At 33.3% G+C, this 25293-nt stretch carries 31 protein-coding genes and 3 tRNA genes; 17 read left to right on the top strand and 17 right to left on the bottom strand.

What is annotated here, in order from left to right:
- The first annotated feature begins 158 nt into the window (after nucleotides 1–158).
- The 3 genes from AAGD53_RS05910 to AAGD53_RS05900 all read left to right on the top strand — a co-directional run bounded on the left by AAGD53_RS05910 (nucleotide 159) and on the right by AAGD53_RS05900 (nucleotide 2295).
- Nucleotides 159–233, top strand: a tRNA-Thr gene (locus AAGD53_RS05910).
- A gap of 23 nt (nucleotides 234–256) precedes the next feature.
- Nucleotides 257–2002 (top strand): ABC transporter ATP-binding protein, encoded by a 1746-nt coding sequence (locus AAGD53_RS05905; protein WP_410521129.1) that lies wholly within the window; start codon nucleotides 257–259, stop codon nucleotides 2000–2002.
- Nucleotides 2003–2136: 134 nt separating this feature from the next.
- Nucleotides 2137–2295, top strand: coding sequence for a hypothetical protein (locus AAGD53_RS05900; protein ID WP_341762562.1), 159 nt, complete (start codon nucleotides 2137–2139; stop codon nucleotides 2293–2295).
- 533 nt (nucleotides 2296–2828) lie between these two features.
- Here AAGD53_RS05900 and AAGD53_RS05890 read toward each other — a convergent pair.
- The 4 genes from AAGD53_RS05890 to rpmF form a co-directional block, all read right to left on the bottom strand.
- A complete protein-coding gene (locus AAGD53_RS05890; protein WP_341762561.1) occupies nucleotides 2829–3131 on the bottom strand; it encodes a MerR family transcriptional regulator in 303 nt (100 codons plus the stop codon).
- 297 nt (nucleotides 3132–3428) lie between these two features.
- On the bottom strand, nucleotides 3429–3716 hold the full coding sequence (locus AAGD53_RS05885) for an HU family DNA-binding protein (protein ID WP_341762560.1): 288 nt from the start codon (nucleotides 3714–3716) through the stop codon (nucleotides 3429–3431).
- Complete coding sequence (locus AAGD53_RS05880) at nucleotides 3710–4663, bottom strand: beta-ketoacyl-ACP synthase III (protein ID WP_341762559.1); 954 nt, start codon at nucleotides 4661–4663, stop codon at nucleotides 3710–3712. The genes AAGD53_RS05885 and AAGD53_RS05880 overlap by 7 nt, the downstream gene beginning before the upstream one ends.
- Before the next feature lie 6 nt (nucleotides 4664–4669).
- Nucleotides 4670–4870 carry a 50S ribosomal protein L32 gene (gene rpmF, locus AAGD53_RS05875; protein ID WP_341751317.1) on the bottom strand — a complete coding sequence of 67 codons (201 nt, stop codon included), beginning with the start codon at nucleotides 4868–4870 and terminating at the stop codon, nucleotides 4670–4672.
- 108 nt (nucleotides 4871–4978) lie between these two features.
- Here rpmF and AAGD53_RS05870 point away from each other — a divergent pair, with 108 nt between their 5' ends.
- From AAGD53_RS05870 to AAGD53_RS05850, 5 genes are all read left to right on the top strand, one after another.
- A complete protein-coding gene (locus tag AAGD53_RS05870; protein WP_341762558.1) occupies nucleotides 4979–5440 on the top strand; it encodes an outer membrane protein assembly factor BamE in 462 nt (153 codons plus the stop codon).
- Between the two features lie 267 nt (nucleotides 5441–5707).
- A tRNA-Glu gene (locus tag AAGD53_RS05865) sits at nucleotides 5708–5782 on the top strand.
- Nucleotides 5783–6111: 329 nt separating this feature from the next.
- The gene (locus AAGD53_RS05860; protein ID WP_341763431.1) at nucleotides 6112–7389 is read left to right on the top strand and encodes an APC family permease; all 1278 of its coding nucleotides are present in this window, start codon (nucleotides 6112–6114) and stop codon (nucleotides 7387–7389) included.
- Complete coding sequence (locus AAGD53_RS05855; protein ID WP_341762557.1) at nucleotides 7390–8235, top strand: M23 family metallopeptidase; 846 nt, start codon at nucleotides 7390–7392, stop codon at nucleotides 8233–8235.
- A 58-nt stretch (nucleotides 8236–8293) separates the two neighbouring features.
- Nucleotides 8294–8370, top strand: a tRNA-Arg gene (locus AAGD53_RS05850).
- A 220-nt stretch (nucleotides 8371–8590) separates the two neighbouring features.
- Here the strand turns inward: AAGD53_RS05850 and AAGD53_RS05845 are convergent.
- The 6 genes from AAGD53_RS05845 to AAGD53_RS07780 all read right to left on the bottom strand — a co-directional run bounded on the left by AAGD53_RS05845 (nucleotide 8591) and on the right by AAGD53_RS07780 (nucleotide 13943).
- Nucleotides 8591–8938: a hypothetical protein gene (locus AAGD53_RS05845; RefSeq protein WP_341762556.1), complete on the bottom strand. Its 348-nt coding sequence runs from the start codon at nucleotides 8936–8938 to the stop codon at nucleotides 8591–8593.
- Between the two features lie 46 nt (nucleotides 8939–8984).
- On the bottom strand, nucleotides 8985–9611 hold the full coding sequence (locus tag AAGD53_RS05840; RefSeq protein ID WP_341762555.1) for a superoxide dismutase: 627 nt from the start codon (nucleotides 9609–9611) through the stop codon (nucleotides 8985–8987).
- Nucleotides 9612–9814: 203 nt separating this feature from the next.
- Entirely contained in the window at nucleotides 9815–11086 is a 1272-nt protein-coding gene (locus tag AAGD53_RS05835) for a hypothetical protein (RefSeq protein WP_341762554.1), read from the bottom strand.
- A 575-nt stretch (nucleotides 11087–11661) separates the two neighbouring features.
- Nucleotides 11662–13521: an AAA family ATPase gene (locus AAGD53_RS05830; RefSeq protein WP_341762553.1), complete on the bottom strand. Its 1860-nt coding sequence runs from the start codon at nucleotides 13519–13521 to the stop codon at nucleotides 11662–11664.
- Nucleotides 13522–13673: 152 nt separating this feature from the next.
- A complete protein-coding gene (locus AAGD53_RS07785) occupies nucleotides 13674–13775 on the bottom strand; it encodes a hypothetical protein (RefSeq protein ID WP_410521128.1) in 102 nt (33 codons plus the stop codon).
- A gap of 78 nt (nucleotides 13776–13853) precedes the next feature.
- The gene (locus tag AAGD53_RS07780; protein ID WP_410521098.1) at nucleotides 13854–13943 is read right to left on the bottom strand and encodes an IS66 family transposase; all 90 of its coding nucleotides are present in this window, start codon (nucleotides 13941–13943) and stop codon (nucleotides 13854–13856) included.
- A 341-nt stretch (nucleotides 13944–14284) separates the two neighbouring features.
- On the opposite strand from AAGD53_RS07780, the gene AAGD53_RS05825 reads away from it, so the two are divergent.
- From AAGD53_RS05825 to AAGD53_RS05805, 5 genes are all read left to right on the top strand, one after another.
- Entirely contained in the window at nucleotides 14285–14410 is a 126-nt protein-coding gene (locus AAGD53_RS05825; protein WP_341762552.1) for a hypothetical protein, read from the top strand.
- Between the two features lie 330 nt (nucleotides 14411–14740).
- The gene (locus AAGD53_RS05820) at nucleotides 14741–14911 is read left to right on the top strand and encodes a hypothetical protein (protein WP_341762551.1); all 171 of its coding nucleotides are present in this window, start codon (nucleotides 14741–14743) and stop codon (nucleotides 14909–14911) included.
- A 45-nt stretch (nucleotides 14912–14956) separates the two neighbouring features.
- Nucleotides 14957–15484, top strand: a complete 528-nt coding sequence (locus tag AAGD53_RS05815; RefSeq protein ID WP_341762550.1) for an HD domain-containing protein — start codon at nucleotides 14957–14959, stop codon at nucleotides 15482–15484.
- A protein-coding gene (locus AAGD53_RS05810) for an IS5 family transposase (RefSeq protein ID WP_341762384.1) occupies nucleotides 15481–16322 on the top strand; the annotation gives its coding sequence in 2 pieces (ribosomal slippage) (nucleotides 15481–15853 and nucleotides 15853–16322; 843 coding nt in all). Before AAGD53_RS05815 ends, AAGD53_RS05810 begins: the two co-directional genes overlap by 4 nt.
- A 1-nt stretch (nucleotide 16323) precedes the next feature.
- The gene (locus AAGD53_RS05805; protein WP_341762549.1) at nucleotides 16324–16563 is read left to right on the top strand and encodes a Fic family protein; all 240 of its coding nucleotides are present in this window, start codon (nucleotides 16324–16326) and stop codon (nucleotides 16561–16563) included.
- 80 nt (nucleotides 16564–16643) lie between these two features.
- Here AAGD53_RS05805 and AAGD53_RS05800 read toward each other — a convergent pair whose 3' ends face one another.
- From AAGD53_RS05800 to AAGD53_RS05790, 3 genes are all read right to left on the bottom strand, one after another.
- Nucleotides 16644–16928, bottom strand: a complete 285-nt coding sequence (locus tag AAGD53_RS05800; RefSeq protein WP_341762548.1) for a hypothetical protein — start codon at nucleotides 16926–16928, stop codon at nucleotides 16644–16646.
- 173 nt (nucleotides 16929–17101) lie between these two features.
- Complete coding sequence (locus AAGD53_RS05795) at nucleotides 17102–17380, bottom strand: CopG family antitoxin (RefSeq protein WP_341762547.1); 279 nt, start codon at nucleotides 17378–17380, stop codon at nucleotides 17102–17104.
- Nucleotides 17367–17672: a toxin gene (locus AAGD53_RS05790; protein ID WP_341762546.1), complete on the bottom strand. Its 306-nt coding sequence runs from the start codon at nucleotides 17670–17672 to the stop codon at nucleotides 17367–17369. The genes AAGD53_RS05795 and AAGD53_RS05790 overlap by 14 nt, the downstream gene beginning before the upstream one ends.
- A 319-nt stretch (nucleotides 17673–17991) precedes the next feature.
- Between AAGD53_RS05790 and AAGD53_RS05785 the strand changes: the two genes are divergently transcribed.
- From AAGD53_RS05785 to AAGD53_RS05775, 3 genes are all read left to right on the top strand, one after another.
- A complete protein-coding gene (locus tag AAGD53_RS05785) occupies nucleotides 17992–18180 on the top strand; it encodes a hypothetical protein (protein WP_341762545.1) in 189 nt (62 codons plus the stop codon).
- Between the two features lie 118 nt (nucleotides 18181–18298).
- Nucleotides 18299–19093, top strand: a complete 795-nt coding sequence (locus AAGD53_RS05780) for an MFS transporter (RefSeq protein WP_341762544.1) — start codon at nucleotides 18299–18301, stop codon at nucleotides 19091–19093.
- 118 nt (nucleotides 19094–19211) lie between these two features.
- Nucleotides 19212–20053, top strand: a protein-coding gene (locus tag AAGD53_RS05775) for an IS5 family transposase (RefSeq protein WP_341762384.1) whose coding sequence is annotated in 2 segments (ribosomal slippage) — nucleotides 19212–19584 and nucleotides 19584–20053 — 843 coding nt in all. Because the reading frame shifts where the segments join, the coding sequence is not laid out codon by codon here.
- Between the two features lie 107 nt (nucleotides 20054–20160).
- Here the strand turns inward: AAGD53_RS05775 and AAGD53_RS05770 are convergent.
- Nucleotides 20161–20940: a virulence RhuM family protein gene (locus AAGD53_RS05770; RefSeq protein ID WP_341762543.1), complete on the bottom strand. Its 780-nt coding sequence runs from the start codon at nucleotides 20938–20940 to the stop codon at nucleotides 20161–20163.
- Between the two features lie 785 nt (nucleotides 20941–21725).
- Between AAGD53_RS05770 and AAGD53_RS05765 the strand changes: the two genes are divergently transcribed.
- Nucleotides 21726–22139, top strand: a complete 414-nt coding sequence (locus AAGD53_RS05765; protein ID WP_341762542.1) for a hypothetical protein — start codon at nucleotides 21726–21728, stop codon at nucleotides 22137–22139.
- On the opposite strand, the gene AAGD53_RS05760 is transcribed toward AAGD53_RS05765, so the two are convergent.
- From AAGD53_RS05760 to AAGD53_RS05750, 3 genes are read right to left on the bottom strand one after another with little or no spacing between them, the layout of a single operon-like run.
- Nucleotides 22097–22327 carry a hypothetical protein gene (locus AAGD53_RS05760; RefSeq protein ID WP_341762541.1) on the bottom strand — a complete coding sequence of 77 codons (231 nt, stop codon included), beginning with the start codon at nucleotides 22325–22327 and terminating at the stop codon, nucleotides 22097–22099. The two genes, AAGD53_RS05765 and AAGD53_RS05760, sit on opposite strands and share 43 nt — an antisense overlap.
- On the bottom strand, nucleotides 22320–24059 hold the full coding sequence (locus tag AAGD53_RS05755; protein ID WP_341762540.1) for a transposase: 1740 nt from the start codon (nucleotides 24057–24059) through the stop codon (nucleotides 22320–22322). Before AAGD53_RS05755 ends, AAGD53_RS05760 begins: the two co-directional genes overlap by 8 nt.
- Nucleotides 24060–24112: 53 nt before the next feature.
- Nucleotides 24113–25069, bottom strand: coding sequence for a hypothetical protein (locus AAGD53_RS05750; RefSeq protein WP_341762539.1), 957 nt, complete (start codon nucleotides 25067–25069; stop codon nucleotides 24113–24115).
- Between the last annotated feature and the right edge of the window lie 224 nt (nucleotides 25070–25293).

Raw genomic sequence — 25293 nt, 5'->3', positions numbered from 1 at the left:
AGGTAGCGGAATCTAAAAATACAAAAACACCTTAGACTTAAAGGTTTTTGAGAACCACGCCGTAGCTCGGATGACATAAACTACCATGAATTGTAGCCTTCAGAAAAAAACTTGATTATCGAGTAATAGGTGCTTGACTTTAGAGCTTTTTCTTATTTGCCGGATTAGCTCAGTGGTAGAGCAACCGCCTTGTAAGCGGTAGGTCGTCAGTTCAAATCCGACATCCGGCACCAGCTATTTAATAATTATGTTTGCAATACATAAGACAATTCCTTATAGATTTATCAGTTACTTAAAGCTCTATAAATTAGATCTAGCAATTGTTATGTTGGCCTTATTATGTGTGTCAATTTCGTTGCTAGCAATAGGTAGTAGTTTTAGACAGTTAATTGATAATGGTCTAAAAACACATTATCTGCAGTCAATTGATCAATCGATATTATATATTACTATTTTAATAGTAATTTTTAGTGTAGGTAGTTTTTTCCGTTCTTATTTCATTAATAATATTGCTGAAAAAATCGTGAGTACAATTAGGCAAGAAGCTTACAGTAATATAATTAATTTTGATATTGCTTGTTTTGAAGAGCTAAAAATTGGTGATATCATCTCCCGCCTGACTATAGATATAGAACTTATCTCCAAGTTGATTATCAATTTTCTCTCTTTCTTTGTTCGTAACTCAATAATGCTAATTGGTGGAATTATATTGATGTTCTTTCAGAGTCCTAAACTCTCTGTGATTGTCATTACCACTATACCATTATTATTGTTACCACTAATAAAATTTGGCAAATATGTAAGAAATTTATCAAAAAATGCTCTTAAGTCGCAAGCCAATATTGCAGTTAATTTAGAAGAAACTGTATCAAATATTTGCACGATACAAGCTTTTAATCAGCAGGCAAATAAAATAGCTGATTTCAATAGGCAAATTTCTGATTATTTAAAGCATACGGCAGATCGCTTAAAAATCCGTTCTATATTTTTCGCGATAGCTATTTCAGTTATACTATTCTCTATCACTATAGTTATATGGGTAGGTAGCAGAGATATAGTACATGGCGATTTATCATCAGGTCAGATGATATCATTTATTTATTACGCTATAATCGCCGGTATGAGCAGCGGGGGTATTTTTGAGCTTCTAAGTGAGGTACACTCATCTCTTGTAGCTTCAGAAAGGGTTTTTGCTCTTATAGATTATTCTTCTAAAAATCAACACACCAATATCCAAATATGTGATTATCAAGATAATAAGACTTCTAGGATTATAGAGTTTGAAAATGTAAGCTTTATATATCCATCAAGATTAGATAGTTTAGTTATAGATGATCTGTCATTTAAAATAGATAGAGGTAAATTTATTGGTATAGTTGGCAGATCAGGTGCTGGTAAAAGTACCATGATGCAGTTAATGTTAAAATTTTATTTTCCTAAAAAAGGGATTATTAGAATTGCCAAGCAAGATATATCAAAGACTAATGACCAGCAGATAAGGCGTATGATTGCCTATGTGCCACAGGATTCAAGTATTTTCTCTGGTACGATTAGGTCAAATATCGTTTTTGCTAAACCGGATGCTAGTGAAGAAGAAATAATAAAAGCAGCTAATAATACCGGAATAATGGATTTTGTTCAAAATCTTCAAGAAGGACTAGATACTGAAATTGGTGAGAAGGGCATTAAATTATCTGGAGGACAGAAACAACGAATAGCTATTAGTAGGGCAATTCTATATAACCCGGAGATTTTACTTCTAGATGAAGCAATGAGTGCTTTAGATAGCGAGAGTGAACAAAAATTACTAGATAGATTACAAAAAATAATGAAAGATAAAACGATATTATCTATCGCTCATCGTATTTCAAGTATAGAGCAGGCTGACGAAATTTTGGTAATTGATCATGGACGGTTAATTGCAAGGGATACTCACGCTAAACTGCTTGAGAAATGTGAAACTTATAAAATAATTTGCAAAGAACAGTCAATAAACTTGTAAAAATGTGAACCAAAATGACACAGAGTTATTACATTAATAATATATTTTATAATAAAGGGTAATTCTACTTATTATTTGACTTGAATATTACGGAGTTTAAGCTAGAATCACCAATACAAAAAATGAGGTTTATTATGAAAAATTTATTAACTATTATTCTAACTTTAGCTTTCTCTATTTCTGCTTTTGCTGCAGCGACTCCTGAGAAAAAAGACCCGCAGCAAGACGAAGTGAACGTGGATGAAAACAACATGAACAAGAAAGAAACGAAGAAAGAAGAAGTGAAGAAATAAATCCCTGTTTTCTAAGGCTGGTGTGGAGTTTTTCTATGCCAGCTTTTTTGTAATATGATTATTAATCGTATTCAGTCTTTTCAAACCTCAGTTTTGGATTAATTTCATTAATCCAAAATTGAGGTTACTAACGTCAAAGCGATGTCATCCCCGCGTATTGCTGCCACAACTGTTGAAAGTTAAAAAAATCGTCTATTAGCGAGGAGACCGTAGGTCGATGAAGCATCTATATGACAAGCTTCATGGGGATCCACGCTCACGTACGTTCGCTCACAATAGACTTCTTTCGAAACTCTACTTCTGCTGGTGATTTGTACGCGACGTCTGTACTCGAATCCTCACGTACATTAGAGTACGCTGCGGGTCGAGGTTCCGCGTCTCCTTCACACCCTTGCGCATAAGCGAGTTTCGAAAGAAGTCTAATGACGTTTTAAGCCTTACAATAGTGCTTTGCTAATAGACGATTTTTTTAACTTTCAACAGTTATGGGATGACACAATAGGCTATTAAACCGATGTAAGAATTATTAATTTTTATCTAGAAGTAATTCGCTGGATAGTCAACGATAAGTCATAAAAATTTTTGATCAGGCAATCAATTTTATTTATTTGATTATGGGATAGTTTTGAGATAATAGGCTGCGATTCTATCTGTATATTCTTGGTTGTCATATGGACTCTCAAATATTCAATATCTTGTCTTGTATAATATCGTCTGTTACGTATCTTATGTATAGTTAGATTTGGTAGTAGCCGCTCTAGATATCTTAGCTGGTGAGAGTGAATATTTAGAAGTTTTGTTACTTCACCAATGGAGTAATATTTTTTATTCTGCATTTTTAATAGACCTCTTGCATAATTCTACTTCTGCTGGTATACTCTTCTGCTATTTTTTTAACCCCTTACCTACGCAGGGGTGGCATCCGCATAACTGTTGAAAGTTAAAATCGTCATCGCGATGAGGCAAGCCCTAAACCGTCTATTAGCGAGAAGCCGCTTACAGCGGCTTCGTGGCAATCTTGTGAAGGAGAGCTTGACTATCATGAGATCGCCACGACGCCTGTGGCGTCTCGCGATGACGATTTTAACTTTCAACAGTTGTGGGGTGACACAATAGGCTATTAAACCGATGTCTTAGTTAATTAATAATTTTAACTTTTTAGCTGGTATAAAACGCATTACCTCTTTTGCTGGAATTATCACTGTCTCTTTTGTATGAAAATTTATGCCAGGCCTAGGTTTTTTTGTGCTAGTACAAAAGCTTCCAAAACCTGTTAACGTCAATCTTTGATTGCTTGCCATTAGCTGAATATTCTTAAATATTTGATCGACTATTTCCTCGCATATAATACTTGATAGCCCTAGATTAGATTTTAATATGTGAGCAATTTTTTCTCTAGTAATAGTCTTAGTTGTTACCATCTGATTAAAACCGATCCCCAAGTTATTCCAGCACCGATAGCTGTAAAAAGGAGTATATCACCTTTTTTGATATTAGCATAAGATTTAAGAGAAGCGAGGGCTAAAGGGATTGAAGCAGCAGAACAATTGGCATGTTCTGCAACCGTTTTTACTACTTTACTTGGATTAATTTTTAGTCTCTCTATAATTGCATCTATAATCCTTATATTTGCCTGATGTGGAATAAAATAGTTAACATCATCTATGGTAAAATTATTATTATGTAATATGTCTTCAGCTGATTTGCTCATTTTTTCTACTGCATGCCTAAAAACTTCTCGCCCTTTCATTTTTATTTTACCGCTTTTGCCATCTGTACTTACACCACCATCAGTGTAAAGAATATCAAAATAACGACCATCCGAGTAAATATTACTATCTATTATACCAGAACTATCCTCACTATATTGCAGAATTACAGTACCAGCACCATCACCGAATAAGACGCAAGTAGTTCTATCGCTCCAATCTAGTAGAGACGACATTTTTTCAGCACCGACCAGTAATATTGTCCTATATTTTCTAGATTTAATCAAAGAGTCAGCAACATGTAAACCATATACAAAACCCGAACATACCGCTTGGAGATCAAATGAAGGTACATTATTAAGCCCAAGATAACCTTGTAACTTAGAAGCTATAGAAGGAAAACTATTATCTGGAGTAGTGCTGCAGGTAATTATCAAATCTATAGATGATGCCTTTAACCCAGCATCATCTAGAGCATTCTGACTGGCTTTAAGAGCTAAATGTGACGTATATTCATCGTTCCCGGCAATGTGCCTTTGTAATATACCCGTCCTTGAGCGAATCCATTCATCGTTGGTATCAACCGATAACGATAATTCTGCATTGCTAACAATACGTTCCGGCAAATATGCACCGCACCCAAGAATTTTACAAGCCATACTGGTTTATGCTACTTCTTCATCTTTTTCTTCTTTCTTCACAATAACTTGACGACCATTATATGTGCCATCAGCTAAAGATATATGATGAGGAAGTTTATATTCTCCTGTTTGAGAATCTACTACTACATTAATCTTACCAAGTGCAAGATGAGAGCGTCTCATATTACGTCTTGATTTTGATGTTTTCTTCTTTGGAACTGCCATATAGCCTCTTAAAAATTATACTTAATCTGTGAAAAAGTGTTTGTCAAATCGATGAAGCAGTATATTATACTTCCATTGCAAAATCTAGGTATTTCAAACATAAATTTTATGAAATTTTTTATAATTCGGACTTTTCTTGTTTCATCAATATTCTTTACATTATGTAGTTGTCAAACTATAGAATCAAGAGGGCAGTATGTGGATGATAATTTATTACCTACGCTTGAGGAGAGGAGGCTTAGTAAATCCGAGGTAAAAGATTTAATTGGCACACCAACAATTATACCTGACTATACACCTAATACTTGGTATTATGTTCAACGTTCTTTAGCTAGGAGAGCATGGTTTAAACCAAAAGTGATTGAACAAAGAATAGTAAGAATTACTTTTAATAAAAATGATATAATTGAAGAAGTTTTAGTACTTAATGACTCACATAAAGATGATATAATGTTAATTAAAGAATATACGAAAACTTATGGTACAGAATTAAATGGGCTACAAAAGTTTGTAAAAAATATTGGTAGGTTCAATAAAACTACCGACGGAAAAAATAAGAAAAAACGATAAAATCATACTTGCAATATTTCATAGATACTGTATAAACTAGAACGCTCTGATTCTGAGAATATAGATAGGCTATAGCTAACCCGAGAATGTTTTAGTTGCATGTTGATATCTTAGTTAAAAGTATGTCATTCCTGCGTAGGTAGCGGGATATCTAATAGTCTTTTAAGCTATTTTTTTAGATTCCGCTACCTACGTGGGAATGACATTAAGGCTATCCCCATTACTATGGCTAAAACCTTCTCTAGTTAGCTATGCCAAAAAGTTTATGGCCCCTTCGTCTAGTGGTTAGGACGTTACCCTTTCACGGTGAAAACACGGGTTCGAGTCCCGTAGGGGTCACCAGTATCTTGATGTGGTAAAAATGATGTCATCCTTGCGTAGACTTTGCCAACGTGGATCACTAGTATGTCATTTTTAGCAATGGCGGAAATCTATAATATCTAATAGCCTTTGCAGGCTATTTTTTGGATTCCTGCTTTTAGCTAGGAATGACCTACTCATGATCTACGCTGGCAAAGCTATATGCGATCATAAGAAACAACAATATAATTGTCGAATATAATATATTGCTTGCAAAAACTTGAAAATTGATAGATCAGTTTTCAAGTTTTTATTTTTTTATGTAAAGTTTATGATTATTACATCTTAAGGATTATATGTCACAAGATTACATGTCACAAAAGCTTGGTTTTTGGTCAGTTTTGGGTTTAGTTATTGGTAGCCAACTTGGCACTGCTATTTTGATATTGCCAGCAGGTTTAGCCCCATTTGGTATTTTTAGTTTAGTTGGATGGATAGTATCTTCCTGTGGTGCCATAATAATAGCACTTTTATTTGGTATACTTTGTGCACGATTTCCACAAACAGGTGGACCTCATGTTTATTTAAAGCAGGCATTTGGCAATGATGTAGCATTCTTTACTGGCTGGACTTATTGGATTATTTCATGGGTTAGTACAGCTGTAGTAGTTATTTCAGCTGTTACATATTTAACACCTTTAATTGGTGTGCGTAATAGTTTTATATGCTTAATTCTGCAAATATTATTGTTATTTGCTGTTATGTTACTAAACTTTAAAGGTATAGGAGTAGCGGGGCGTGCTGAATTTATACTAGCAATGTTAAAATTTATTCCATTAATAATAATACCAGTTGTAGCATTATATCAGTTTGATAGTAATAATTTTGTTATGGATAAGAGAATAACTAATTTAACTTTTTCTCAAATTCTTGGTGAAGTAACGTTACTGACATTTTGGGGATTTATTGGTGTAGAGTCAGCAACTGCTCAGGCTGGTTCAGTAATTAACCCATCAAAAACAATACCAAGAGCAATAGTAATGGGTACACTCTGTGTGGCTATTTTATACCTTATTAATAGTATTGGAATAATTGGTTTAATTCCACGAGAAGATTTGATACATTCTAACGCCCCTTATGTAGATGCTACTCAAATAATTTTTAGCGGTCAGTGGCATCTACTTATTTCTTTGCTTGCTTCAATTATTTGCATTGGAACGTTAAATGCTTGGGTATTAATCAGCGGACAAATTGCTTTAGGATTAGCACAAGACGGTTTAATGCCATCTTTTTTTGCTAAGAAAAATAAAAATGGAGCGCCAATTTGGAGTTTGTTTGTAAGTTGCATTGGAATATTATTATTATTGATTAGTACAACAAATGAAGATTTGTCAGAACAAGTTACCGCAATAATTAGTTTTTCAGTTATCTCTTTTTTATTTGTATATCTAGCCTGTAGTGTAGCTTTTTTAAAATTACTGCTAGCAAAGTTAGAAGAATCTTCACTATATAAATGGTTAATTGCCTTCGGATCAATTGCTTTTTGCCTATGGATTATTTGTGAGACACCATTAAAGGTCATAATACCAGCTATCTCATTTATATTAAGCGGAATACCGGTTTATTTTCTTTGGTATAAAAGGCAATAAATGCTTAAATTTTGTATATTGTTGTTAACTATACTATTATTACAAGGATGTAGCTCTTCATCTACCAACAAGACGCTTTTAACTGTTACCGCTCAGCAATTACAAAAAGATCATAAACTAAATCACGGCACTTTAATTATACAATATAATTTAGCAGCACTAAGTAAAAATAACTGCATCTATGCAAAAGATTTTGGTCTTATTATTAATGATAGCCAATATAATAAGGTTTTTTTACAAAAATTTAAAGCCAGCTGTGCTGAGAATATTAATAACCAAGCAATGATCAGGTCAACCAAGATTAAGGACTTGCTACTAAAATTAAATTGTAAGTATAAGTTCTTATCCCAAGAAGAATTACGACTTGTTCAAAAAGCTAGTAATAAAAATAGTTCCCATAATATTAATGAGCTAGCACAATTAAATAAGCTAACTACTACTATTCCTATAATGTTACCACAATATAATAACGTAAAGATTACCAGTCATTACGGCGTACGCAAACACCCTAGGAAAAAACAAAAAAAATTCCACTGTGGGACAGACTTAAAAGGCTATAGTAGCTCTCCTATTTATGCCTCTGCTGATGGAATAATTACTACCATAAGGCGAGAACGTGCTTATGGAAATTTAATAGAAATAAAACATTCAAATAAATTTATCACTAAATATGCTCACTTGAGAAAAATACATGTAAAAGAAGGAGATATGGTTATAAAAGGTCAAATGATTGGGCTTCAAGGGAATAGTGGCAATAGTACTGGGGAACATTTACATTTTGAGATTTGGCTTAATAATAAACATGTCAATCCTTTTGATTTTGTGTCACACGCTTGTAACTGTTGAAAATTTTGCTATAATAGACCTCATTGTCTAATGATTAATCTTCAAAAACAGTAAAAAAGAAGCCGTAGCTCAGCAGGATAGAGCGAGCGATTCCTAATCGCTAGGTCGGAGGTTCGAATCCCCCCGGTTTCGCCAAATACTTATCAGGGTTTCAGGGGGATTCCTAATTGTAGTCAGGCGATTTTATTCAACTTTGCAACCAATTTATAGTCACAAAAATATTAGACAAATTTTCTTTCTAACTGATTTTCAGGGGGAGGGAATATGACACAAATATTAACTTCTCCTAACAGTCTTGTAGAGAATCATGATACCATTTTTTACAATTTGGTGAGTAATGTATCTCAAATCCTATTTATGCAACAAAGCCATTTTTAGCTTCATCTTCTGAGCAACTTGCTTTTTTATTCATAGAGTTACAGAATGTTAATCTATTTGGTAGTTCTATTTTATGTTTTTGGGCTACTTTAATAACCTTTAATATGCCTACGACACCGTAGTAGTTTGGATCATAATTGTTGCAGAGTTCTTTCTTTTTCTTTATGTCTAATGAATCTTGTACTTCTCTTAGTGCTGTTTTAAGATATCTCTTATCATGCTTTTCTAGTTTGCTGTAGTGTTGTGAATCTGCACAGGAACAAAGGTCTTGATATTCCTTTACGTTTACTAATGATTTTTCTATATCAGTATGCTTTCTTTTCATAACTAATTACCTTAATTATTGATTGTATTTTTTCTAAAATTCAGTTTCAAAGATGACTTTCAGCAAATTGCCAATTAATCATATGTTCTATATAAACTGAGACATAGTCTGGACGCTTATTACGATAATCTATATAGTATGCATGCTCCCAAACATCACAGGTAAGCAGAGGTTTCATAGATTTAGTAATAGGAGTTTCACCATTACTCGTTTTTACTATTTGTAATTTCCCATTATTAGAGACTAACCACGCCCAGCCGCTACCAAATTGGCTTACTGCTGCTTGCTTAAATTCAGTAGCAAAATTCTCGTAACTGCCAAAATCTTTATTTATCTGTTCCAATATCTTACCAGTAGGCTTTCCTCCACCTGAAGGCTTAATAGAATGCCAAAAGAAAGTATGATTCCATATTTGTGCTGCATTATTAAATATGGCTGCTTCAGTTGGTTTTATGCTTGTAGAAATTATTAATTCTTCCAAACTTTTTTTCTGCAATTCCTGATTATCTTGTAAAAGATTATTCAGGTTAGTTACATATGTTTGGTGGTGTTTCCCATGGTGGTAGTCAAAAGTTTCAGGGGAAAAATGCGGAACAAAATCACTTTTACCATAAGGTAATTCCGGCAAGACAAAAGGATAAGATGTTTGGTTAGATTGTTTGCAATATATCATAATTTCCTCAATTTTAGTATAAAATACTTACTTTTTTATTAAGCACTCTCGTTGTCATTCCAATTTCGGATTAATGAAATTAATCCGAAATTGAGGTTTAGTATATCATAACCATATAACTTTTGCAGGCTATTTTTTGAATTCCCACTTTTAGCTAGGAATGACATCGAAGCCTATTGAGCTGGATTGCACTGTTTTGTCGATTACCTAGTATGTGCATCTGTTTTTTGTTTAAGTTTTACTCCCAAATTTTGTGTAGGTGCTTCTGTTTCTTTTTGAGGAGAAATAACTGCTTTTCTTAACCCTGCTAGTGCATTTGTGATATCTGCTGAACCGACAGCAAACCCCGGTCTCTTTTGCTCAGTCTGTGGCTTGGTTGTTGGGGATTCTTCTACAGCTGTTTCTAATTTTCTAATATTAGGTAGCGAGTTTGTACTAGGCAGAGAAAGTGGCTGAGGAGGTGGTGGTGGAATTTCTCCAAGCTTAGATTGAACCTTAGGAGGAGATAGTATCTTTTCAGCTGCTAACTTCTTTCCCGCCTCTTCCCTCAGTGCTGCTGCTATCCTTGGAGCATCTATCTCCTCCTGTCTTTTTTGGCGTGCTTCTTCTTCTCTTCCCAGCCTTTCAAATTCAGCAGCGTCTTTAGCATATGTTGGAGATACCTTCTTATCGCCTTGTCTCTCAATAAATCCTCGACGTACTGCCAACTTTTTCTGCAACTCATTCATAAAGGGATCATCTGCTTGGTCTGCAGGTAATTCATTTAATGTTCGATCTTCTACTTTGTTTAACTTAAAGTTACCTTTTGTTATAGCCGCCAACAAATCAGCTTGAGATATCTGTTGCAGCACTATATTAGAATGAAGAGGTGAAGGCGGAGGAGGTGGCGGTGGCGGTGGTGGTGGCGTAACTGGATCGTTAGGAGGAGTAACTGTTGCCTGCACTGAGATAGTAAAGTGTGCAGTTTCATGTACTACTACCGGTGCTGTGGTAGCCGTCGTTACATGAGGTTTCTGCTGAGTTTCTACCAAAGATGGGGGCAAAACCCCGGTTTCTTTTGCTGGAATGCTTGTAGATATTTGCTCCTGCACAGGGGGAACAGCCTTATAGTAACTTTTTATAAGTTCAAGCTCTTTAATAAAATCTGATTCTACTTGTTTTAACTCTTCTTTATGTTGTTTACTAAATGAAAATTTTAAAAACTTAATAAGAGAACGAGTCCATTCCCTTGCTTTAATAACAATTGGGGAACGATTTTTACTGTTTTCAACCTTTTTGGTTAACGCTTCTAGATTTTTCTGTAAGTTACTTCCATCCGCAACATTTATCGTACTAGTTATAATCTCAGCAACATCTTCTAAATTTTTCTTATCAGGAGAAGATGGTGGTAAGCTAACATAGGCTGCAATTGCAGCCTCAGCTAGCTTATTCACAGATTCATTGGCAAACCTTAAGTTTTCTTTACCACTTGTCATACAACTACTCCTACTTAATTAACATTTCTTAAGTATACAATATAACGTTATTAATTTAACGAAGTCAAGGACTCTAAGTAAAAAAACACAAATTTCGATGTAATAAATTATCAGTATAATCCCCATTAGGGCTGAACCATTGATTCCCTTTTGATGTCACCCCCCTGCTAGTCACAACTGTTGAAAGTTAAAAAATCGTCTATTAGCGAAGCACCGTTAGGCACTGTGGCAATCTTCATGATAGTCAAGGTCTCCTTCATAAGATTGCCACGTCACCGCTTGCAGCAGTTCCTCGCAATGACGGTTTAAGCCTTACAACAGCACTTCGCTAATAGACGATTTTTTAACTTTCAACAGTTGTGCCTTCGCAGAAACATCGAGAATGTTAAATCCATGTCTCATATCGATGCTGGGGTTAACTTGATAGTCTAGGTTCTGACGAAACAGGAGAATTTTAATTAACAATGGCAGCCCTTTGGGCTACTTAATGTACCACAGTGACGGGGCGTAGTGGACAATTTCAGAACCACGATAGACATAAAATTATTAGTTATTTAAGCCATTACATTCTATTATTAGGGTTCATTAACTTGGTATTGTAACTCCATATTCTTACCGCAAAAAGCCATGCAGATTTTTAGTATTTGTTTAACATGTTGATGTTCTTTTATTTTAGTATCATATTTCCTATCAATAATTTGTTGTAGACCAGACCCTGCTATAGTCGTTAAATCTTCTGCATTTTTAGCTATCTTATACTCAATAATAATTGCCTTATCTCCTTTGCCAGCTTTGGGGATCATGATTACATCAGGGCGTCCATCACCTGATTCTTGCTCACTTGATATGATATAGCTCGGTGCTAGCATATTAACAATCCCTAGCATAAAGCCACTATAAAATAACTCTGCCTTTTTCTCCCCTACCTGATGAAAACTAGTGCTACTGTGCAGCAACTCCTGCATTTTTTGTTTAAACTCCTCTATTTTGCCATCTATTAACAAGCTAATAAATGAGTAGTACCTAGAACTATCAATGTTTATTTGTTTACTAACCCATTGGAGTACTCTTTTCTCGTAAATATATTTTACTTCATAATTAGGAATAGATAGTTCATAAATATCCCTTTCTGGCATCTTAGCATGTGGATTTAAATAGCCACTAAATAACAATAAACTAAACAACCCTTCCGGCTGACCAATGTCCATGAAACTAATATGTTTGGTAATGCTAGAGGTGATAGCTCCACCAGCGGCTAATGTTTGAATATCCTGCTGCATCTCATCCGATAACAAGATGTGGTCGATCCACCCAGTTCCGCCACTATCAATCCAATAATGATCTAGCTTCCCTTTGCTTGCTAAGCATCGCATAATTGACCAAGGATTATAGATGATCTCGCCACCAAATTTATAACCATTATACCAATCCTTAATTTTTTCTGGACTAGTATCAAGTGGTACTTTAGTTAATAACTCTTCTACTTCTGCTTCAGTGAATCCGTAAACTTTGGCAAATGGTTCATCTAACAAACTATATTCACTAACATTATTTAGCCCAGAAAACAATTCAGCTTTGGCAATCCGTAAAATTCCCGTAATCACTCCCCTTTCAACTGGCAATTCTTGATCGCCAGTTTCCTTTTTAAAGGTAGACTTCATGATGCCACGAAAAATTTCTAACACTTTCTGAAATTCTGCCTCATTAGTGCCAAACCAGCGGTAAGCACTATTAATTGGCGTATCATATTCATCGATCAATACCCAAGGCTTTCTATTATAATGTTTGTAAAGCAAATGGCTTAAAATAGCCAAACTATTTTTGATATTGTCTAGAGTTACCTCGCCAAATAAATATTGGTTGAAATCAGCTATCTCACTTGTTTTCAGTTTGTTACTATCACTTAAATAGCTATGAGCCTGAAATAATTTCCGTAACTGGCTTTTTACACCTTGTTCAATATCGTAATAGTTTGAACCTTCTATGCTTTTAAAGGTGACGAATATTACTGGAAATTGACCTTGATATTCCAAAATAATATGTGGATACTCCGTTACTTTAAGCTTTTGAAGTAATTTTTTTCTACCAGTTGCAAGTCCTAAATCTATTTTTCCGCCTGTAAATAATTTGATATTGTTCTGATTCTCTAATGATAAGGGATTGCCATGCTCATCTATTTCTATTTCAAAAAATCTCCTAATCATATCCATATTTAAGCTCTTACCCCAACGTCTTGGTCGGGTGATTAGAATTACTTCTCCACTGTCTTCTAGTAATTCTTTGATCATTAAGCTTTTATCAACAAATACATCACTATTTAACAATAATGTTTTAAAATCATCAGTATCTACCCTCATTCTAGGTGGATTACTATTATCCTTAACAGGATCAGTATCTTTAAATTGTGTATTAGTATCCGAAAGTTTAACTATCATACTAGTTGATTATATTTGAAAATTACCGTAAAGCCTTATATCTAACAAATTATAGCACAAATAAGCTAGCATCACTAGTAATTTAAGCAAATACAGATTACATCTAGTGACTACATCTTAACCATCTAGTAAAGGTGGTCTAGAATTATTATTTATTCTAGTATAATATTCCAAGGGAGGAGGTCTGCAATTTTATGGGCTTTATAATCCTGAATTGTTGCAAGCACTTTTTGCGTATATTTCCAAGGATTGATGTTATTTAATTTAGCAGTTTCGATAATGGAATAGATAATAGTGGCAGTATGACTACCACTGTCTGATCCAGCAAAAAGTCAATTCTTTCGCCCTATGGCAATTGATCTCATTGCACGCTCTGCGGTATTGTTGTCGATTTCTATTTTTGCATTATCCAAGAATTTCATCAGTACATGACAAAAAGATTAACAAGGAATTAATTATTATTGATATGTTTATTAAACCATTAATTTCACTATGGTCAACAACTATATCATGTTAACACCCATGAGATAGAGAATTCTTACCCCCAGCGATGAAAGTGGCTATAGCCAGCACTTTGTTAAGTACTTTCATGGCAACCTCATGTAAGTGTTTTTTAGTAATCTTATTTTTACTACTTTTTTCAACTTACACAATCGTTACTCATCTTCTAGACGAAAAAGTGCTTAAAACACCTAAAGAATGAGGTTTATAAGGATTTTGCTATAAGATTTGTAGTCATGTAAATGATATTTTTTATTTGACAATGCTGGAATTTAGAGATATAATCTCTTTCATGTATATTACAACTGTTCCAAATAGAAATTCTCGTCCTGCAATATTGCTTCGTACTTCCTATCGTGACTCATCTTCGAGACGAAAAAGTGCTTGAAACGTCTAAAGAATCAGGTTCGCAGTGGTTTTGGTATGAAGTTTGTAGTCATGTAAACATCACTTTTCTACTTGACATACTAAAAATTAGTCAACATAATGCTTCTTATGTGTATTACCATTGTTTTGTTTCAAATAAAAACTCTTGTCATTAAAGTACACTTTTATCAGTATTTCTTTATTATAAAATTCCACAGGTGAAAAAATGTAGTCAGTAACGAGAATTTAATTCTACACTCCACTCGTCGCATAATACTCACGTTCTATAGCATAATTTCTGCTCATATTTATCTCGAAGATGAGTAACCCCATTGAGAGATTATGGAAGTTTATGCACAGTATTACAACTAATAATAAATTTTATCATAATTTTGAACAATTTTCGGAAGCAATAAACAAATTTTTCAGCAACATCGCCGATTATAAAGATAGGTTACGTACCTTAATAAACGATAATTTCCAAACTATTACCGTTAACCATTTCTGCAACTCTTCAGGTTAATTGAGTATATAATTATAAGAATTAAAATAATGTGTTAGGTATTTAATGGATGATATTAGTTGTTGGCAATCAAAATTTCAATCTTGTTATTACTCTGATAGGTTGTTGGATAAGCTCTTGAAGCTAAACAACAGAGTAAATCGACCTATAGATATTGATGAAGTAACTAAAGCTATTTACTATGCTAGAAAATATCATGCTGAGCAAATGAGGCAGTCAGGAGAACCTTACTACTCGCATCCAATAGAAGTAGCGTATCTGCTGGTAGAATATGCAGCAGATAATGCTAAAAACTACTTTAGGACTGACTTAACTGTGACCTCCATACTTCATGATTGCCTAGAAGATACTAAACTTACCAAAAGCATGATTGCTAGTATTTTTGGAGAGCTAATCGCTGGACAAGTAGACGATTTAACTAGGATTAAACCAAACAGAAAGATTAGCTCAGCAGAAATGGTAGAATTATTATATAAAGAGAAGAAATATGATGTCTTAGAGCTTGTCCGCAAACTAAAATTAAGGTATGATGAAGTGAACAAAGTATTATTAGTAAGAAGTATAGAAGAATGAGCAGAAAAAATTATCCAACAGATTTAACAGATGAAGAATGGTTAAGGATAGAGGGTTTGTTTCAAGTATCGTATGTAAAGGGAGGTAGACCTTTAAAACATAGCAAAAGAGAGATTTTGAATGCAATTTTTTATGTATTACGTACTGGGTGTCAGTGGAGATATATGCCGCATGACTTTCCAATTTGGAAGACAGTATATGAACAATTTAGAAGATGGAAGAAGCAAGGTGTATTTGAACGTATGAACCATGAACTTATCAAGGATGTTAGACGAAAATTAGGTAGAAATGAGTATCCTAGTGCTTGCATAATAGATAGTCAGTCTGTCAAGACAACAGAAAAAGGGGAGCTAAAGGTTATGATGGAGCTAAGAAAATTAAGGGCAGAAAGAGGCATATTATTACCGATACACAAGGCTTTGTATTAGGTTGTTATGTCGGTTCTGCGAATGAGAATGATCGATACGGAGCTACAGTGCTACTCAGTAACATGCAAAAAGAGTACACTACTATTAAACAAATGTGGGCTGATATGGGGTATCAGTCTAAAGATTTAAAGGGTCTCATTAAGGAAAAGTATAACATAGATTTAGAAATTGTTAAACGCCCAGTGTGCAGATTTTGGATACCAAAAAATACACCACTAGAACTATTGCCAACAAGGGAAGTTGGGTTTAAAGTACAGCCAAGGCGATGGGTTGTTGAGAGAAGCTTTGCTTGGATAAATAGAAATAGAAGGCTCTCCAAGGAATATGATTTTCTTACTGATTCTAGTGAAAATATAATTTTTTTGGCTATGAGTCGATTACTTCTTCGTAGGATTACTTCTATTACTTAGTTTGCGGACAAGCTCTAAGGCAGCACATCTATTATATTTCATTATCAAGGATCATCCATTTAGTGACGGTAATAAGAGAATAGGTAGTTTATTATTTTTGCTTTATTTGAGTAAAGCAAAAATTGGGCTTAACACTATGGGAACAAATAGCATGACATCGCTTGCCTTGCTTATTGCAGAAAGTGATCCAATGCAAAAAGAATTAATGATTAGTTTAATTATAAATCTAATAAGCGACTAGATGTTGAACTATTGAAGAAATCCAAAAACTAAAATCTTCTAGATAATTCCATCTATATCGCTTACCAATGATAAGATATATTATGTATAATAGACCAATATTAAGATTAAAGACAAATTAGCAATATCTATTGTCTCTGATCTTAATGCTGCAAAAAAGGCTGAATTACCAAATTTGTTTGTTGCAAATGGATTAGCTCCTTCTTCTAATAATTTTTGTATCTGTTGTATGTTTGGTGCATAAGAATCTGTAATGCAAATTAAGTCCTGATTTAACTTATGCCTAATAATCTTAGGTTCGATTTTTTGTACATATTTTATTGCATGATATATATAACTCTGTTCTATTGGAGTTTCGAATGCCATAACATCTAAATTATCTTCAAAATGCCTTAATATATCTCTTAATGCCCTAAATTCTTTTATAAAATATTTTTTTAGAGTTCAACTAGTACAACAATACTTTACTTTGACTGTACTAAAACCAAAACCTAAATACAACATAATAGCTTATTCATTTGTGGCTACACATCTTCAATTTATAAATGTCCTGCAGAATATTTATGAAGAATACTAGCTATAAGAGTTTGATAAGGTAATCCTTCATAAGCAGCTTTTTGTTTGATACGATTCAAATCGCTGCTAGAAATACGAATATTAATTCTCATATCCTTTTGTAAATAATTGTTTGCTGCTTCTAAAGCTCTTTTTTTTTCTTGCTGAATGTTTTTTACTGTTTGCCATTCTTCATTATCAAAAGAATTAGATAGCAGTTCTTCTTGATCAAGTAATATTTCTGAGAAATCATTTTTTTTCATAGCTCTTCACCTCCTTTAAATATTTTTGTGTTGCTTTACGATTAGGAAAAATTGTTTTAAGAAAAATTATTCCGTCATCTCCAGTAACGAAAGGGACAAGATAAATATAATGATTAAACTTAACAATATACATTCGTTGATTAGCGTACTTTTGCGAATTAGGATGCTCAATTACGTCTAATATACAATTACTTTCAATAGCCGAAATTATCTCTTCAAAACTTATCCCCCTTTCCAGTATAAGTTTTTGATTTTTTTCTGATGAAAAATTGTAAATATATTTTTTTATCATTCAATCATGGTATGACAATATATGCCTTTTGTCAACAGATATCATTGTAATTGTCACTAACCGTTCACCTGAACAGATACCCATCAAGACGTACCCCCCATTTTTAGCTGGACTTCATTTTACAAAAAAATTACAGTTATCCAAAACTAACCAGTTTGCTTGCGTCATTTATCTATTAAATATTTACGCCATTTATGTCATTTTTCAAAGTTGAATTCAGCAGATTGTGTAAAAACCTTATAAATTCATTCTAAAATTATCAAAGTGAAGTTCAATTTTATCATAGACAAGTTCAATATGTATAAAAATCAAGATGGCTATGGATAATATTTCCACGATTGATGATAAAATTCTAATTGCAGAGCGTACTAAGGAAAGCATAAACACTGCTAGACTAAAAGGTAAAATACATGGTAGTCATGCATTAGATAAAGGAAAACTTAGTTCAGCGTTAAAGTTAAATAAAACATATAATATCTTTAACCAGTTTAATTGGACTATAGCATAACCTATTGATTATGAGCAAACAATTGAAAATCTTTATCAAATTTATCAAGACAACTTACGTGAAATACAAAGTACATAGTGTTATTGAGTAACTACTTAAAATATATGGTTAGATAATTATGAGCAAATTTGTCCAAGCAGATATAAGAATTATTGATAATCAGACTAGTCTAACTAAAGAACAAAAAGAAGCAGTTGGGTTGCTTTCGATAGGTACGTTCCTAGAGTATTTTGATCTGATGCTATACGTACACATGGCTGTATTGTTGAATGAGTTGTTTTTTCCAAAAGCTGATCCTTTTAGTGCTTCATTACAGTCTGCTTTTGCATTTTGTTCCGTTTTTGTTTTAAGACCAGTTGGTGCATTCGTTTTTGGTCAAATAGGCGATAAGATTGGTCGAAAAATAACTGTTGTTATTACAACATTTTTAATGTCTCTTTCATGTATTATAATAGCTACTCTTCCGACATATGAACAAATAGGTATAGCAGCAGCATGGATAGTTACCCTATGTCGTATGCTACAAGGTATTTCTTCCATGGGAGAAATAGTAGGGGCAGAGATTTATTTAACTGAATTTGTAAGACCCCCTATGCAATATCCTGCTGTAATGTTAATTGCAATTTTTTCTATTTTAGGGGGAACAACAGCTTTAGGCATTGCCTTCGTTGCAACTAAGTACGAATTTAATTGGCGTATCGCATTTTGGATTGGAGCATGTATTGCGATGGTAGGGGGTGTTGCTAGAACTGCATTAAAAGAAACAACGGACTTTGCAGATGCAAAACGTAGGTTAAAAAATACTTTAGATAAATTGAACGTTAATATTATTACGTTAAAAGATGATCCCATTTTATATGAGAAAGTAAAAACACAAACAGCTATAGCTTTATTTTTAATACAATGTGGGTGACCAATATGTTTTTATTTTACCTATATTTATTGTGGTAATCTCCTTAAGAGCTTGTCCGCAAACTAAAATTAAGGTATGATGAAGTGAACAAAGTATTATTAGTAAGAAGTATAGAAGAATGAGCAGAAAAAATTATCCAACAGATTTAACAGATGAAGAATGGTTAAGGATAGAGGGTTTGTTTCAAGTATCGTATGTAAAGGGAGGTAGACCTTTAAAACATAGCAAAAGAGAGATTTTGAATGCAATTTTTTATGTATTACGTACTGGGTGTCAGTGGAGATATATGCCGCATGACTTTCCAATTTGGAAGACAGTATATGAACAATTTAGAAGATGGAAGAAGCAAGGTGTATTTGAACGTATGAACCATGAACTTATCAAGGATGTTAGACGAAAATTAGGTAGAAATGAGTATCCTAGTGCTTGCATAATAGATAGTCAGTCTGTCAAGACAACAGAAAAAGGGGAGCTAAAGGTTATGATGGAGCTAAGAAAATTAAGGGCAGAAAGAGGCATATTATTACCGATACACAAGGCTTTGTATTAGGTTGTTATGTCGGTTCTGCGAATGAGAATGATCGATACGGAGCTACAGTGCTACTCAGTAACATGCAAAAAGAGTACACTACTATTAAACAAATGTGGGCTGATATGGGGTATCAGTCTAAAGATTTAAAGGGTCTCATTAAGGAAAAGTATAACATAGATTTAGAAATTGTTAAACGCCCAGTGTGCAGATTTTGGATACCAAAAAATACACCACTAGAACTATTGCCAACAAGGGAAGTTGGGTTTAAAGTACAGCCAAGGCGATGGGTTGTTGAGAGAAGCTTTGCTTGGATAAATAGAAATAGAAGGCTCTCCAAGGAATATGATTTTCTTACTGATTCTAGTGAAAATATAATTTTTTTGGCTATGAGTCGATTACTTCTTCGTAGGATTACTTCTATTACTTAGTTTGCGGACAAGCTCTTATACTGATTATCTTTCAAAATAGAATTAACATGGTATCATGGTATAATTTAGTATTAGGTCTATCATTAGTTGGAATTAAATTATTAATTCTATTTTGAAAGATAATCAGTATTAGATTGCGATGATTGATATAATTGCTCTCCGCCAAATGTTTGATCTATATTACCTAAAATAGCACTCAAGGCATCATCCCTTTCAACTCCAAATAAATTGCCGGCTTCTGCTCCTTGTTGTTGTAATTCTTGTCTTAATACTAGTATTGCCTGTATTGATTCTTGGTAATTTAGTAAACCACTACTTGCCTCCTGCAAGTTCGTTGGCATATTTAAATTATCTTCGTCATACTTAATCAGCATATCCCATGTTTTACTATAGGCTTTAATTAGACTAACTAGTTCTCTACCAGTATCATTAACTAAATTATGATTGATCAAAGTCGTTGATAATAGCTCAACTGTTTGCTTTAACTGAACTAGTCTATTTTGCACGACTTTATCTTGATTAATGCTATACCCTTTAATGAGATAATCTTTTAATATTTTGGCTGCCCATTTCCTAAACTGCACTCCTCGTTTAGAGTTTACCCGGTATCCAACGGATATTATCATGTCCAAATTATAATATTTCGTATCATATTTCTTACCATCTGATGCAGTATGTGCAATTTTTGCACATACTGTGTTATCAAGCTCCTCTTCTGCTAAGATTTTATTAATATGTTTAGTAATTACTGTTCTATCTTTATCAAAAAGTTCTGCTATCTGTTGTTGAGTAAGCCATACCGTGTCATCATATATTTGTACGTCAACTTTGGTTTCACCATTTTCAGTTTGATAAATAACTAACTGATTATTTTGCATTTTATTCATAGATATTCCTAATTATTTTAAATGCATTTACAAAAATGTTTATTTCTAACCAACGCGGTTTTTCTAAAAAACAAATATGGGGTCAAATTACAGAAACGGGGCAAAAGCTAACTAGCAGCATGAAATTTGCCCGAAATAACTTCTTTTTATAAAACATATCATAACATAAATTATAACGTCCCATCTATGCATTCCTTGAGATATATACCTTGGAACAACTAAAGCTAAGAAATCTAATCGTATAATAACCTCAGCATCCGTAATGGAAGTCAATAAAAAAATAATAACTTAACATAAATTTTCATTCCAAGAAGAATTATTTTTGACAATAGAGTGCATAAAAGCGAGTAATACTGATTATTTTTTAAGATAGAATTATTAATTCTATTCCAACTGGTGATAGACCTAATATTAATTATACCTGTTAATTCTATATTGCAAGACAATTAGTATTAGTATTGTCAGACATAATAAAAGCAATTTATCAGTTTATCAGTTACATCAAATAGGGTAAAATATGTTTCAGGTGTTATAGATTCATTTTGTAATATATTTTTATAAAAAGCTAGGCATATTTTTTAGCAAAATGTAGCTTTGCCCCTGCTTTTGAATGGTCTCCTATTTTAGCAAAATAATACGTTTTCAAAAAGAAAAGTATTTTATATCTAACTTGTGTAATGGTTGATATTAGTTTACAATCTAATCTGCTATTACAATTATAAGAAATAGAGAAAAGTTTACCATGCGTGTGTTTATAGTAAAAAATTATAAGTAGTTTTAAGAAGATGACAAAAAAACAGAATATTCAAGAAGTTTCGGTTAAAAGTACTAAGGATCAGATCTTAGCAGCCTATAATGAGGTGGTAACAAAATTAACTGAAAAACAGGTTGCGAGTCCTCAAGAACATAAAAAGCAGGAAGAGAAACAACAAATAGTAACCAAAGCAATCAATAATTCATCGGATGATATATTAGCTGACTTAAGTACTTTAAAATCAAAAACTATTAAAAAAATTGATAATTTATCAGAACAATTGTTGGATGAGTTTCAAAAATTAGCCAATTTGCGTGAGGCTATTATTTTAGAACAAACGCATCTACAGGAACTATATCAAATTCATGAAACAGCAAATACTTTATCAGCTTTATTGCAAGCTCAATCTGAACAAAAAGAGTGTTTTGAGCTAGAAATCTCGTAATATTTTTTTATCTCTTCATCTGAAGGTACATATGGCAATTTCTTAGATTTAGTTTGCACTTTAACATCCAATATTTTCCTAAGCTGTCTAAACAATTCCTTCAAGTAAAAATAATCAGGTCTTTCACTTCTAAGCAATTTAGCAACTTGTTTTGCCTTTTGCGGTACAGTGGTTGTACTCTCAAGCATACAGTCCCTCTATCTTAATGCGTTCGTTCATATCAAGCTTATAAAGACCGTATTGATTGATATGCTTATAAAATAATGGGGTTAAAGCTCTCTTATCTTCAAGTATTAAACGCTGTTGCCATTCATCAGTTTTTAAAACTTTCTGTTGCATTAATGTATTGATATATACCAACGATGACTGGAGTAAATGTAAACATAAGATAGAAAGTTCTTGATCTATCTCATCGTTTGACGAGATAACCCCTCTCTTACCAAAAAAGACAAAGTTATTACCAGAGTTCCAGTTTTCTATTACATTTAAAGCTTCTTCAACTTCAATACGTAATTCTTTTGATGATAAGTACCTGCATACATAAATAGTCCTCGCTGCTCTTCCTAACTCCAAAATAGCTTTATATACTGGGCTTTGGATATTATCGCTAATGAATCTTTTTAGTAATACTTCTGGTTCGGCAGTGCCAAGCTTTAAAGCCGCTACATACCTGATGATCTGATCATAATTCTCGATAATTAACTGCCAGTTAATTGGCCTAGTCATTACTTCTTCAAGATTAGAGTAACTAGATTTAGCTATATTGCCATCGGCTTTATATAACTTTATGCGTCCTATACCTTTAATTCTTGGCCTAAGGTCAACACCAAGTAGGTAAGCAAAAGCAAACGCTACCAAGCTTTGGCCATGAGTATCAGTTGAATGATGTTCTACTTTTGCATTGGTAGCGTGATGAATAATTCCAGCAAGCATTGCGGCAATTTCTGAAGCACCGCATCTAATTATTTGTGATGAAATACACAATGCTTTCTTATCTACATGCCAATAAGCCATAATACCATAACCTTGATAGCGTATATGGTATTCAGTCATTAAATTCCCACTCCAAGCAGTAAACTTAGTAGAATCAGAAGCAAAGCTATTAACTATCTCTCCCCATATTTGTTTGTCTCTAATGGCAATAGTAGCGTTAACTAACTTTCTAATAATATACTTGAGAAATTCTGGGGTAATAAAACGCTTTCTAACATATCGTAAATCAGACTCTGAGATATTTGGAATACTAGAACAAACCTTGTTAAATTCAGTATTGGTTGCTATAGCAAATAAAGAAAGTAATAGTCTTTGTTGTAATAACTTATCATCTAATATTCTCTTACCATGAATCTCTATAAGTTCTGAGGTTAAACCAACTCTTAAGTCTGCCTCTTTTAAGATGTCAAGTAAGCTAGTATTAGACCATAGACAGGCTATCTCATCTTTTAATAATTCTATGTTAATAGGAGTAGGTTGTGCAACATATGGAGTTAGATAAATATGAGGTTTCTTAGCTTTTATACCTATTCTAACTTCTGAATCATTAGCAATACTGGAGTTAAACTCCTTTAAAGCTTTTAGCATATTGTGCTTAAGAACTAATACTTCCTTGTGTGGATTCTCAGAAATATTTAACATCTTACAGTGTAAGCTTTTAACCTTTTGAGAATATACTGGTAAGTCTTTCTCAGGATCACAATACTTAAACGTACTCTCAGTCCAAATATTTTTACATCTTAGTTCTTTTTTTAGTAAACTTAATATAGCAATCTCATAATACAGCCTATTAATTTTTCCTTCAGAGTTTTGTATAACCTTTAAGTCTAATGGTGAAATAAGCCCTTTAGTAATAATTTCACAATCCACTGGATAATACTCAGCCTTATAAGCATCATCATTTTGATGTTTTACAATAAAGTTCATAGCTTCTAGGGCTAAATTATTGCTATTTGCTCTTAATCTTAACCTATTCAGTATTAAAAATATCTCTTTGCGGTAACCATGTACATAAAGGGAGCGTAAGTGCTTGTATTCTGATTCTCTGCGAGCTTGTTTAAATGACTGGCGTGCGATAATTTGCTTTGTTCTAATTTCTCTCTTCCTCCGACTTCAGGGTAAATCTTTTCCTTAATAATATCATCTAGGTGGGCTAATGAAATATCCACTAAATTATCCAGTAGGTCGTCTTTATTCTCTCTTGTATAGTCTTCCCAAAGCTCTTCTTTAATTTTAACTTTACCGAATTGCTCTAACTTCTTTAATTTCTTGACTAATATCTCAATAAAATTATCAATAATTCTAGCCCCTTTATATTTACAAAAGCAGGCTAGTAAACCATAAAATTTATTTGGATCACTATCCTTAATCTCAACTAATCGGAAAGGGGTAAAGGTAGCCACTCTGTCGTGATATTTCTTCAATAATTTCCTTGGGATATTATTGAAGAAATATTTATAAAGTACTCCTGTTTTTTCAAGATAGCTTAACTTTTCTTGTTCTTCAGTAATAGTTGTCGTTGATACCTTACCCACTGGCATTCTAATAAAGTTTAATATAGTTTGATCATTATCATACATTCCTAAAATCTTATTTAGTTCCTGCTGACTATTTAATGGCAAATGTTGTTTGCATTCAGTAAAAAATCGCCTCTCATACTGGGTATAAATACTACTGATATACCTACTTAGCTCATTAGCAGCAGAAGGCTCAATTTTAGATTTTTTCAGGAATTTGTATACCTCGTCATTAATTTGGCTTACCTGTAAGCCTTGAGTTAATAGATCAGTTTCAATAAATTCCTTTATTGATGACAAATCAGCTTGCTCAAGCTTTTTAAAGCCATAATATTCTATAATCTCAGTATTATGGATTTGGGCTATTCTTGATTGCCAATCATAATCCTTAGCTTTATTAGACTTTATAGATAGCACCAAACAAACTGCTGCACATTTGTAAAAACATAAACAAACTTTGGTGGTAAGCCATCAACAACAAGGTATAGTGTTTGCGATTATTGTGTGTTAAAGTTACAGTTAGCCGAGTTGGTAAAGAGCTATAACCGACCACCACAATGGTGCAGCTTTAAGGCAGCCCGTAAGATAGCATGGTTTTGGAGTTGTTGGTAATATCATTGATGGCATTATGTGTTTATGATACG

This window comes from Candidatus Tisiphia endosymbiont of Melanophora roralis (genome assembly GCF_964026575.1).
In the GTDB taxonomy this organism is placed as follows: Bacteria; Pseudomonadota; Alphaproteobacteria; order Rickettsiales; family Rickettsiaceae; genus Tisiphia.
The sequence above is the reverse complement of the archived record's forward strand: the minus strand, read 5'-3'. Positions and strand labels throughout refer to the sequence as shown.